The sequence below is a fragment of the Curtobacterium sp. MCBD17_013 genome, from assembly GCF_003234565.1.
Lineage (GTDB): Bacteria > Actinomycetota > Actinomycetes > Actinomycetales > Microbacteriaceae > Curtobacterium.
Genome location: NZ_QKTU01000003.1, coordinates 159181 through 170691 on the forward strand (window position 1 = coordinate 159181; position 11511 = coordinate 170691).

The window sequence follows — 11511 nt, forward strand, 5'->3', positions numbered from 1 at the left end:
CCACCCCTGCGCGACTCCCGAGAGAAATAGAATCCGGCCCATGAAGCTCGAGCTCCGCGGCATCACCAAGCGCTTCGGCGCCCTCGTCGCGAACGACCACATCTCGCTCACCGTCGAGCCGGGCGAGATCCACTGCTTGCTCGGTGAGAACGGCGCGGGCAAGTCCACGCTCATGAACGTCCTCTACGGCCTGTACCAGGCGGACGAGGGCGAGATCCTCCTCGACGACACGGTGCAGCACTTCGACGGCCCGGGCGACGCGATGCGCGCCGGCATCGGGATGGTCCATCAGCACTTCATGCTCGTGCCGGTGTTCACCGTCGCCGAGAACGTCATGCTCGGACACGAGCCCACGACCTTCGGCGGCCGTCTCGACCTCGCGGGCGCCCGCAAGCGCGTCCGCGAGATCTCCGAGCGCTTCGGGTTCGACGTCGACCCCGACGCCAAGGTCGAGGACCTGCCGGTCGGCGTCCAGCAGCGGGTCGAGATCATCAAGGCCCTGTCGCGCGACGCCTCGGTACTCGTGTTCGACGAGCCGACCGCGGTCCTCACCCCGCAGGAGACCGACGAGCTCATGTCGATCATGCGGCAGCTGCGCGAGGCCGGCACGGCGATCGTGTTCATCACCCACAAGCTCCGCGAGGTCCGCGAGGTCGCCGACCGCATCACGGTCGTGCGGCTCGGTCGCGTCGTCGGCGAGGCCTCGCCCACCGCGTCGAACGCCGAGCTCGCCGCGCTCATGGTCGGCCGCAGCGTCGAGCTCGTCGTCGACAAGGCCCCGGCCACGCCCGGGGCGGACGCCCTCGTGGTCCGCGACCTCACGGTGACCGACGCAGCGGGCCACGTCCTCGTCGACGACCTGTCGTTCTCGGTCCGACGTGGCGAGATCCTGGCGATCGCGGGCGTCCAGGGCAACGGCCAGACCGAGCTGACCGAGGCCATCCTCGGGCTCGAGACCGTGCACGCGGGCACCATCACCCTGGACGGCCGCGACATCACCGACGCGAGCGTCAAGAAGGTGCTCGACGCCGGGGTGGGCTTCGTCCCCGAGGACCGACAAGAGGACGGCCTCGTCGCCGAGTTCTCGATCGCCGACAACCTCATCCTCGACCGCACGTCCTCGTCCGAGTTCGCCAGCGCGGGCACGATCCGGTCCGCCGAGCGCGACCGTTTCGCCGACGACAAGATCGCCGAGTTCGACGTCCGGACGCCGAGCCGGACCACCGCCGTCGGACGCCTGTCGGGCGGGAACCAGCAGAAGGTCGTCATCGCGCGCGAGCTGAGCCGCGACCTCCGGTTGTTCGTCGCCGCGCAGCCCACCCGCGGCATCGACGTCGGGTCGATCGAGTTCGTGCACAAGCGCATCGTCGCCGCGCGTGACCAGGGCGTCCCCGTCATCGTCGTCTCGACCGAGCTCGACGAGGTCGTCGCGCTCGCCGACCGCATCGCCGTGATGTACCGCGGCACCATCATCGGCATCGTCCCGGCGGACACCCCGCGTGACGTGCTCGGCCTCATGATGGCGGGGGAACTCCCCGCCGGGACGGAACTCGCCGCATGACCGACGACTCCCGGACGCCGACGACGGCGGCCGAACCGGACCTCCAGACCGACGACCGACTGCAGGACCTCGAGGCGGGCACGTCGCTGACCACCGAGACCGCCGACGGCGGCGGCGGCGGCGGGGACCGCTGGTCGGCGGCGCTGCGCGGGATCCTGGGCGGCTCGGTCCTCGTCACGGTGTTGGCCGTGGTCCTGGCGCTCGTCGCCAGCGGCATCCTCATCGCGATCACGGACAAGACGGTCACGACGGCGATGGGCTACTTCTTCGCCCGTCCCTCCGACACCTTCGTGGCGATCGGGCACAGCGTGGGCGGCGCGTTCCTCAGCATGTTCGACGGCGCGGTGTACGACCCGGGCCAGTCGACCTTCTCGTCGGGCATCGCGTCGCTCTGGACGACGATCGACTTCGCCACGCCGCTCATCGTCGCGGGCCTCGGGGTCGCGGTGTCGTTCCGCTCCGGACTGTTCAACATCGGCGGCCAGGGGCAGATCCTCGTCGGCGCCGCCTCCGCCGCCTGGTTCGGGTACTCGTTCCACATGCCGGCGATCGTGCACATCCCGCTGACGGTCGTCGCGGGCATCGTCGGCGGTGCGATCTGGGGCGGGATCGTGGGCGTGCTGAAGTCCCGCACGGGCGCGCACGAAGTGATCGTCACGATCATGCTCAACTACGTGGCGCTGTACCTGCTCGAGTACGGCCTCGGCACGAAGGGGCTGCTCCAGGCGCCCGGGAGCGCGAACCCGCAGTCGTCGCCGACGCTGCCGTCCGCGGTCCTCCCGACGCTCATCGGTGGCCAGGGGACCGGTGTCGACATCGGGATCCTCATCGCCATCGCGGCCGTCGTGTTCACGTGGTGGCTCATGAGCCGGTCGACGCTGGGGTTCCGCTTCCGCACCGTGGGCGAGAACCCCCGTGCGGCGCGCGTCGCCGGCATGGACGTCGGCAGCATCACGATCTGGGCCATGGTGATCTCCGGGGCCCTCGTCGGCATCGCCGGGGCCTACCAGGTGCAGGCCGCGGTCACCAGCGGGTACGACCAGGGCATCGACGCGGGCATCGGGTTCGACGCCATCACGGTCGCGCTGCTCGGTCGCTCGAAGCCGTGGGGCGTCTTCTGGGCCGGTCTGCTGTTCGGTGCGCTCAAGGCCGGCGGCAGCTACGTGCAGGCCAGCCAGAACATCCCCATCGACATCGTCAGCGTCATCCAGGCGCTCATCGTCCTGTTCATCGCGGCCCCGCCGCTCGTCCGCGCGATCTTCCGGATCCCGCAGCCGGGTGCTCGCCGCACCAAGCGGAAGGCGGTCGCCGCGTGAGCGTCCTCGCCCCCAACGCCACCGCGCCGGCCGCGTCCGCCGCGGACCGTCCGGTGACGGCCGTCCGGAGCTGGAAGGCACCGATCGGGTACGGCGTGTTCACGCTGTTCGCACTCGTGCTGTTCGGCGTGTTCCACAAGCCCGGCACGTCCACGTTCGAGCTCGCGTCGGCGCACGACCTCGTGCAGCTGCCCGCCGTGCCGCTCCCCGCGACCGGGACCGGCATCGTCGTCATCGTCCTCCTCGCCATCGGGACCGCCTACGCCACGTGGCGGGCAGCACGGTCGCGGAAGGTGCAGACCTGGGTGACCGTGCTGTTCGCGATCGCCTTCGTCATCGCGTTCCTCACGTGGGCCTCGCCCGGTTCGACGATCCCCGTCCCGGGTCTGCTCGTCGGCGCGCTCGGCCTGTCCGCCCCGCTCATCTTCGGCTCGCTCGGCGGTGTCATCTCCGAGCGCGTCGGTGTCGTGAACATCGCGATCGAGGGGCAGTTCCTCGCCGGTGCGTTCGCGTCCGCCGTCGTCGCGAGCATCACCGGTTCGGCGTGGGTCGGACTCGTCGCCGCGGTGATCGCCGGGGTGCTCGTGTCGTTCATCCTCGCGGCGTTCAGCATCAAGTACCTGGTCGACCAGGTGATCGTCGGCGTCGTCATCAACGCGTTCGTCTCGGGCCTCACCGGGTTCCTCTACTCCAAGGTCCTCGCGACCGACACGGCGCTCAACGTCGGCGTGCGGTTCCCGGCGATCGAGATCCCCGGACTCTCCGCGATCCCGATCATCGGCCCGGTGTTCTTCCACCAGTCGGTGATCGTGTACCTCATGTACATCGCGGTCGCCGCGGTCACGATCGGCCTGTTCACCACTCGCTGGGGCCTCCGGCTCCGGGCCGTCGGCGAGCACCCGCAGGCGGCCGACACCGTGGGCATCAACGTCACCAGCACCCGGTTCTGGAACGTCTCGCTCGCGGGCGCGATCGCCGGTCTCGGCGGTGCGTACTTCACCCTCGGGAACGCGGGCCCGTTCGCGAAGGACATGACGGCCGGCGCCGGGTACATCGCCCTCGCCGCCGTCATCTTCGGTCGCTGGGACCCGATCAAGGCGACGCTCGCCGCGCTGCTCTTCGGGTTCGCCTCGAATCTGCAGAACCTGCTCGCGGCGATCCACTCGCCGGTGCCGACGCAGTTCCTGCTCATGCTGCCGTACGTCGTGACGATCTTCGCCGTCGCCGGACTCGTCGGGCAGTCCCGCGGTCCAGCCGCGTCCGGCAAGCCGTACATCAAGTCCTGATCCACCGCGGCCGCCCCCAGGGGGAGCGATCGGCCGCGACCTGCTCCGCCGGGAGGCACGCCCCATGTCCGCAACCGACCCCGCCACCCAGTCCGCGCATGCGGCGGAGGCGGCCCCGTCCCTCCCGGCCGACGTGGACTGGGACGCCCTGCGGGTGGCCGCGACCGAGGCGATGGGCCACGCGTACGTGCCCTACTCGTCGTTCCCCGTCGGGGCCGCCGCGATCACCGAGGACGGCCGCGTCGTCGCCGGCTGCAACGTCGAGAACGCCTCGTACGGTGTGACGCTCTGCGCCGAGTGCTCGCTCGTGTCCCAGCTCCACATGACGGGCGGTGGCCGGCTCGTCGCGTTCACCTGCGTCGACGGCAGCGGCTCCGTGCTCATGCCCTGCGGGCGCTGCCGGCAGCTGCTCTTCGAGCACTCCGCGGACGGGATGCTGCTCGAGACCGTGTCGGGCGTCCGCACGATGGACGAGGTCCTGCCGGACGCGTTCGGGCCGCGGACCCTCGCGACCTACCGGGCGGAGCACCAGTGACCGCCGTGGAGCCGTTCGACACCGTCGACCTCATCCGCACGAAGCGGGGCCGCGGCACGCTGTCGACCGCCGAGATCGACTGGCTCGTCGACGCCTACACCCGCGGGTACGTCGCCGACGAGCAGATGGCGGCGCTCGCCATGGCGATCTTCCTCAACGGCATGGACCGACGCGAGGTGCGCGACCTCACCCTGGCGATGATCGCGTCCGGCGAACGCATGTCGTTCGACGGACTCGGCAAGGTCACGGTGGACAAGCACTCGACCGGTGGCGTCGGCGACAAGACCACCCTGCCGCTCGCCCCGCTCGTCGCGTCGTTCGGCGTCGCCGTGCCGCAGCTGTCCGGCCGTGGACTCGGGCACACCGGTGGCACCCTCGACAAGCTCGAGTCGATCCCCGGCTGGCAGGCCTCGCTGTCGAACGCCCGGATGCGTGAGGTCCTCGCCGACGTCGGCGCGGTCGTGTGTGCGGCCGGGTCCGGACTCGCGCCGGCGGACAAGAAGCTGTACGCGCTCCGCGACGTCACCGGCACGGTCGAGTGCATCCCGCTCATCGCGTCGAGCATCATGAGCAAGAAGATCGCCGAGGGGACGGGCGCGCTCGTCCTCGACGTCAAGTTCGGGTCCGGCGCGTTCCTGCAGGACATCGAGCAGTCCCGGGCCCTCGCCCGCACGATGGTCGAACTCGGGCAGGACGCCGGCGTCGCCACCACGGCGCTGCTCACGGACATGGACGTCCCCCTCGGCCGGACCATCGGCAACGCGCTCGAGGTCCGTGAGTCCGTCGAGGTCCTCGCCGGCGGCGGTCCGGCCGACCTCGTCGAGCTGACGCTCGCGCTCGCGACCGAGATGCTGCAGCTCGCCGGCCTGCCCGACGCCGACCCGGCCGCCGCGCTCGCAGACGGACGAGCGATGGACACCTGGCGTCGGATGATCGCCGCGCAGGGCGGCGAACCGTCCGCGCCACTCCCGACGGCTCGCGAGACCCACGTCATCACCGCGCCGCGCTCGGGCATGCTCAGCGAGCAGCAGGCGCTGCCGTTCGGCATCGCGGCCTGGAGGCTCGGTGCGGGGCGTGCGCGCGCGCAGGACCCGGTGCAGGCGGGCGCCGGGATCGAGCTGCACGCGAAGCCGGGCGACGCCGTGACCGCGGGGCAGCCCCTGTTCACGCTGCACACCGACGAGCCCGCGCGCTTCGACCGGGCCCTCGATGCGCTCGAGGGCGCCTGGGGGATCGGGGACACCGCGCCGGAGCGCGGTTCGATCGTGCGGGAGCGCATCGGCCGGTAGCCTTGGGGCATGAGCGCCCCCGACCAGACCTACCGGCTCCCGGACGGCGGGGCGGTGATCAACGACCTGCCCAAGGTGTCCCTGCACGATCACCTCGACGGCGGCCTCCGCCCGACGACCATCGTCGAGCTCGCCGACGCGGCCGGGGTGTCCCTGCCGACGACCGACCCGGACGACCTCGGGCGCTGGTTCGCGGACCAGTCGAACTCCGGGTCGCTCGTCGAGTACCTCAAGACGTTCGACGTCACGACCGCCGTCATGCAGAGCCGCGAGGGACTGACGCGTGTCGCGCGGGACTTCGTCGAGGACCTCGTGGCTGACGGTGTCGTGTACGGCGAGGTGCGCTGGGCGCCCGAGCAGCACCTCCAGGGCGGTCTGACGCTCGACCAGACCGTCGAGGCGGTGCAGCAGGGCATCGAGGAAGCCGTGGACGCCGCTGGCGGGCGGATCCGCGTCGGCCAGCTCGTGACCGCGATGCGCCACGCCGACCGCGGGCTCGAGATCGCGGAACTCGCCGTGCGGCACCGTGACCACGGGGTCGTCGGCTTCGACATCGCGGGCGCCGAGGACGGCTTCCCCGCATCGCGGCACCGTGCGGCGTTCGACTACCTGGCGGCGCAGTTCATGCCCGTCACCGTGCACGCCGGCGAGGCGGCGGGGCTCGACTCCATCCGATCGGCGCTGCTCGACGGTCGTGCGCTGCGGCTCGGGCACGGCGTCCGCGTGTTCGAGGACGTCGAGATCACCGACGCCGACACGGACGGCTCGGCCCTCGCGGCCCTGGGCGAGATCGCGTCGTGGGTGCGGGACCGTGAGATCCCGCTCGAGGTGTCGCCGTCGTCGAACCTGCAGACCGGGGCGATCGCGGCCTGGGGCGACGACCTGGCGGACCACCCGTTCGACACGCTGTACCAGCTCGGGTTCCGGGTCACGGTCAACACCGACAACCGGCTGATGAGCGACACGTCGTTGTCGAAGGAGCTCGCGCTCCTCGCCGCGACGTTCGGGTACGACCTCGACGACCTCGCGGCGTTCCAGATCAACGCCGCGCTCGGAGCGTTCCTGCCCCTCGAGGACCGCGAGGAGATCATCGCGACGATCACCACGGGTCACGCCGAGGCATGACCGCCACGCTCCCGCCGCTCCCTGACAGCGCCGTCGTGATCCACGAGACGGCGGCGGACTGGCGCGCGGCCATCGGTCTCGCGGGCGGAGCGCTCGCCGCATCGGGAGCGACGGACCCCTCCTACGGCCGGTCGATGGTCGCCATGGTCGAGGAGCACGGCCCGTACATCGTGATCTCGCCCGGGCTGGCGTTGGCGCACGCCCGACCGGGTCCCGAGGTGCACCGCGACGGTCTCGCCGTGGTGACCCTGGCTGCACCGGTGGTCTTCGGGCATCCGCACAACGACCCCGTTCGGGTCGTGCTCGGGCTCGCCGTGGCGTCCGTCGGAGGGCATCTCGACTCCATCGGCGCCCTGGCGAACCTGTTCAACGACGCCTCCGTGACCGATCGGTTGGCGGCGGCGCAGAGCCCGGACGAGGTCCGGCAGATCATGGGGGTGACGGCATGAAGATCGTGACGATCTGCGGTGCGGGTATCGGTTCGAGCGGGATCCTCAAGGTCAACGCGGAGCGGGCGCTCGCCGACCTCGGGCTCGACGCCGACGTCGTCGCGGCCGACGTCGCCTCGGTGCGGGACGTCGCGGCTGACGCGCAGGTCATCCTGACGAGCGAGGAGTTCGTGGAGGCCATCGGACGGACCTACGCCGAGGTCATCGTCATCCGGAACCACTTCGACCAGCAGGAGATCTCGGCCGCGGTCGAGCGAGCGCTCGGCTGACCGCGGCCGGGTCGCTCCCGTTCGTTGCGCCGCTGTGAACCGCCGAGTGGACAACGAGCGGGCCATCGCGCGGCTCAACCCGCTGCGGCCCGGTTCGACCTCAGTCAGCTCATGCCACGTGCGCGAGGAGACCGACCCGAGCGAGTTGCTCCGGTGCTGTGCCGCCGGGTTGGATGTCGGCCCACACGAGACGGAGCACCGTCCGGACGCCCGGAACGCTCCGGAGCCGGTCCTCGCGCCGCTTCTCGTCCATCACGACGCGCTCGCTGGAGCGACCGTGCCGCATCGCTCGCGACCGGTACTTCACCGCGCCGTCGAACTCGACGATGACGCCACTGGTCGGGAACCAGAAGTCGACACGTCCGATGAGACCGTCGGCGTCGTGGAAGGGTGCTTGCAGGACCGGCATCGGCGCACCGAGATCGTGCATGAGCAGGCGCGTGACGCTCTCGCCCGGGGACCCGCTGTCCCCGCTCGCGAGGGCGATCAGGTCTGCAGCACGGCGACGGGCGCGTGACGCCGGACGCATGCGGAGTTCTCGCGTGAGTTCTGGCCGCCGGACTCCCGACCGCAGCAGCGCATCGAGGACGACGATGGCGTGCCGTCGATCCTCGGCGAGTGCGATGTCGACGCCCGTGGCAGCCGGGGTCGTGACGAGGGACCGACGCCAGCGCGTCACCGTGATGAACCGCGTCGCTCCGCCGAGCTTCCGGATCGTGCTCCGCCGTTGACCGTTGACGCGCTTCGGATCGGTGACCGTGACGATCGACGGGAACGCACCGAGCCAGGGGAGACCGTGCACGGCGACCGCTGAGGAGTGAGACACCACATTCCCCGGCGCCGTGGTCGGCAAGACGGCGCGGATCCGAGCACGGTGTCGCACGTCGGCGCTCGCGGCATCCCAGTGGTCGGTCCGGACGAAGCGACCGGGAGCGAGGCGTGTCAGCGCACCTCGCTCCGTCGCTCGTCGCAGTTGTCGGCCGAGCTCGGGGTCGGACGGGGTCGCGATGACGGACAGCTCGTGCATGCGGCCATGGTGCAGGAAGCACGGTGCAGCACCGTCCCTCGGACCGTCGGTTGTGGAGAGTCCGGGGGACTAGGAGACGAGGGGGCGCACCGCGTCCGCGATCCGCTGCACGAGGACCGCCGCGGCGTCCGGGCCCTCGGAGGACACCGTGTCGATGTAGACCTTCACCTTCGGCTCCGTACCGCTCGGCCGCACGATCACCCGTGCGCCGCCGTCGAGGTCCCAGCGCAGGATGTCGGACGGCGGGAAACCCTCCACGCCGTCGCGGAAGTCCGTGACCTCGAGGACACCGATGCCGTCGAGATCGGCCGGCGGTGTCTCCCGGAGCGCGGACATCACCTGTCCGATGCGGTCGAGGTCGTCGACACGGACGGACACCTGCCCCGAGCCAGCGGCACCGAACGTGTCGGCGAACTCCTGCAACCGGTCGGCGATGGTACGGCCGTGAGCGGCGAGTTCGGTGGCCAGACCCAGGAGCACGACCGCCGCCGAGATGCCGTCCTTGTCGCGGATGACCTGCGGGTCGACGAGGTACCCGAGGGCTTCCTCGTACCCGAAGACGAGGCCCGGGACCCTGGAGACCCACTTGAAGCCGGTCAGGGTGTCGCGGTAGTCCAGGCCGTACCGCTCCGCCACGTGCCGGAGTGCGGGGGAGCTCACGATGCTGGCGGCGAGGGTCGGCCTGGTGCCCTCGTCCACGGCGTCACCCGTCGCCCGCCCAGCTCGACCCTGAGCAGCCTGCTCCGCCGCACGCCAGCCGAGCAGCCATCCGACCTCGTTGCCCGAGAGCCGCCGGAAGGACCGGGAGCCGTCGTCGGCGGGAACGGGGATCGCGAGCGCCAGGCGGTCGGCGTCCGGGTCGTTGGCGACGACGAGATCGGCGTCGAGCTCGACACCGCGCGCCAGCGCCAGGTCCATGGCCCCCGGCTCCTCCGGGTTCGGGAAGGCCACGGTGGGGAATGCCCCGTCGGGCTCGATCTGCTCGGGGACGACGTCGGGCTCGGCGAACCCGGCAGCCGCGAACACCTGGCGGGCGGTGGCCCAGCCGACGCCGTGCATGGCCGTGTAGACGACGCGCGGCTGCTCCTGCGGCGGCAGGGCGGGTGCGTCGACGAGACCGGCGGTGGCGGCGACGTACGCGTCGACGACCTCGGTGCCCTGGATCGCGTAGGCATCGCTGCGGGCGAGGTCACGGATGTCGCCCGCGGCGACGGCGTCGATGGCCTGGGCGATCTCGGCGTCGACGGGTGGGACGATCTGGGAGCCGTGGTCGCCCTGGCCGAGGTACACCTTGTAGCCGTTGTCCCGCGGCGGGTTGTGGCTCGCGGTCACCATCACCCCGGCGCCGACGTCGAGGTGTCGGACGGCGAACGCGAGCACGGGCGTCGGCAGGGCCTCGGACAGCAGCGTGACCTCGATGCCGAGCCCCGCCAGGACCTCGGCGGAGTCGCGGGCGAACACGTCGGAGTTGACGCGGCCGTCGTAGCCGATGACGACACTGCGGACGCGCCCGGAGTCGATGAGGAAGCGTCCGAGTCCCGCCGCGGCCTGGGTGACGAGCACGCGGTTCATCCGGGTCGGTCCGGCGCCGAGCTCGCCCCGGAGGCCGGCCGTGCCGAACGCGAGGCGCGACCCGAAACGGTCCGCGAGCGGCGCCCAGTCGTCGTCGTCGCGGGCAGCACGGAGCAGCGCGTCGAGTTCGGCGCGGGTCTCGTCGTCGGGGTCCTGGTCGAGCCAGCGCGTCGCGGCATCGAGCAGGGCTGCGCGGGTCGACTCGTCGTCCGGGTCGTGCGCGCCGGACACCGTGCCGCTCACAGTGCCGCCACGACCCGGGCGAGCAGGTCGGCGATCACGGGCTCGGCGTCCTTGCCGGCTTGCAGGACCTCGGCGTGCGAGAGGGGTTCCTTCTGGATCCCGGCAGCCAGGTTCGTGATGAGCGAGAAGCCGAGCACCTCCATGCCGGCCTGCCGCGCGGCGATGGCCTCGAGCGCGGTGGACATGCCGACGATGTCACCGCCGATCGTCCGGGCCATCCGCACCTCGGCCCAGGTCTCGTACTGCGGCCCGCGGAACTGCGTGTACACGCCCTCGTCGAGCGTCGGGTCGATCTCCTTCGCGACGGCGCGGAGCCGTGCGGAGTACAGGTCGGTCAGGTCGACGAAGGTCGCGCCCTCGAGCGGGCTGTCCGCGGTGAGGTTGATGTGGTCGCTGATGAGGACGGGCGTGCCGGGCTTCCAGTGCTCCTTGATGCCGCCCGCGCCGTTCGTGAGCACCATGATCGACGCGCCGGTCGCGGCAGCGGTGCGGACGCTGTGCACGACCCGGCGGACGCCGTGGCCTTCGTAGTAGTGCGTCCGAGCGCCGATGACGAGCGCGTGCCGCCCGTCAGGCATCCGCACGGATCGCAGCGTCCCGGTGTGTCCGACGACCGCGGAGGCGCTGAACCCGGGGACCTCGGTGGCGGGGACCTCGGACACGGTCTCGCCGAGGAGGTCCGCGGCCTTCGCCCAACCGCTCCCGAGGGTCAGGGCGATGTCGTGGTGCTCGATGCCCGAGCGGTCCGCGATCACGGCGGCGGCGTCACGGGCGACCTCGAACGGGTCGACCGCGGGGTCGTTCAGGGGGTTCTCGCTGGTCGTGGTGGCCATGCCGAC

The 11511-nt window shown here is 71.5% G+C and carries 11 protein-coding genes; 8 read left to right on the forward strand and 3 right to left on the reverse strand.

Going from position 1 to position 11511, the window contains the following annotated elements; genetic code table 11:
• Positions 1 to 40 precede the first annotated feature (40 nt).
• From DEI81_RS05500 to DEI81_RS05535, 8 genes are all read left to right on the forward strand, one after another.
• Complete coding sequence (locus DEI81_RS05500) at positions 41 to 1561, forward strand: ABC transporter ATP-binding protein (RefSeq protein ID WP_111009509.1); 1521 nt, start codon at positions 41 to 43, stop codon at positions 1559 to 1561.
• Positions 1558 to 2877 carry an ABC transporter permease gene (locus tag DEI81_RS05505; protein ID WP_111009510.1) on the forward strand — a complete coding sequence of 440 codons (1320 nt, stop codon included), beginning with the start codon at positions 1558 to 1560 and terminating at the stop codon, positions 2875 to 2877. The genes DEI81_RS05500 and DEI81_RS05505 overlap by 4 nt, the downstream gene beginning before the upstream one ends.
• Positions 2874 to 4163 carry an ABC transporter permease gene (locus DEI81_RS05510; RefSeq protein WP_111009511.1) on the forward strand — a complete coding sequence of 430 codons (1290 nt, stop codon included), beginning with the start codon at positions 2874 to 2876 and terminating at the stop codon, positions 4161 to 4163. The genes DEI81_RS05505 and DEI81_RS05510 overlap by 4 nt, the downstream gene beginning before the upstream one ends.
• Positions 4164 to 4227: 64 nt before the next feature.
• Positions 4228 to 4698: a cytidine deaminase gene (locus tag DEI81_RS05515; RefSeq protein WP_111009512.1), complete on the forward strand. Its 471-nt coding sequence runs from the start codon at positions 4228 to 4230 to the stop codon at positions 4696 to 4698.
• A complete protein-coding gene (locus DEI81_RS05520) occupies positions 4695 to 5987 on the forward strand; it encodes a thymidine phosphorylase (protein ID WP_111009513.1) in 1293 nt (430 codons plus the stop codon). The genes DEI81_RS05515 and DEI81_RS05520 overlap by 4 nt, the downstream gene beginning before the upstream one ends.
• 9 nt (positions 5988 to 5996) lie before the next feature.
• Complete coding sequence (locus DEI81_RS05525) at positions 5997 to 7112, forward strand: adenosine deaminase (RefSeq protein WP_111009514.1); 1116 nt, start codon at positions 5997 to 5999, stop codon at positions 7110 to 7112.
• Positions 7109 to 7561, forward strand: coding sequence for a PTS sugar transporter subunit IIA (locus tag DEI81_RS05530; RefSeq protein ID WP_111009515.1), 453 nt, complete (start codon positions 7109 to 7111; stop codon positions 7559 to 7561). Before DEI81_RS05525 ends, DEI81_RS05530 begins: the two co-directional genes overlap by 4 nt.
• Positions 7558 to 7830: a PTS sugar transporter subunit IIB gene (locus DEI81_RS05535; RefSeq protein WP_111009516.1), complete on the forward strand. Its 273-nt coding sequence runs from the start codon at positions 7558 to 7560 to the stop codon at positions 7828 to 7830. The genes DEI81_RS05530 and DEI81_RS05535 overlap by 4 nt, the downstream gene beginning before the upstream one ends.
• Before the next feature lie 109 nt (positions 7831 to 7939).
• Here DEI81_RS05535 and DEI81_RS05540 read toward each other — a convergent pair whose 3' ends face one another.
• The 3 genes from DEI81_RS05540 to DEI81_RS05550 form a co-directional block, all read right to left on the reverse strand.
• Entirely contained in the window at positions 7940 to 8857 is a 918-nt protein-coding gene (locus DEI81_RS05540; RefSeq protein WP_111009517.1) for a hypothetical protein, read from the reverse strand.
• 69 nt (positions 8858 to 8926) lie between these two features.
• Positions 8927 to 10672, reverse strand: a complete 1746-nt coding sequence (locus DEI81_RS05545; protein WP_375334760.1) for a phospho-sugar mutase — start codon at positions 10670 to 10672, stop codon at positions 8927 to 8929.
• Positions 10669 to 11505, reverse strand: coding sequence for a purine-nucleoside phosphorylase (locus tag DEI81_RS05550; RefSeq protein WP_111009518.1), 837 nt, complete (start codon positions 11503 to 11505; stop codon positions 10669 to 10671). Before DEI81_RS05550 ends, DEI81_RS05545 begins: the two co-directional genes overlap by 4 nt.
• Between the last annotated feature and the right edge of the window lie 6 nt (positions 11506 to 11511).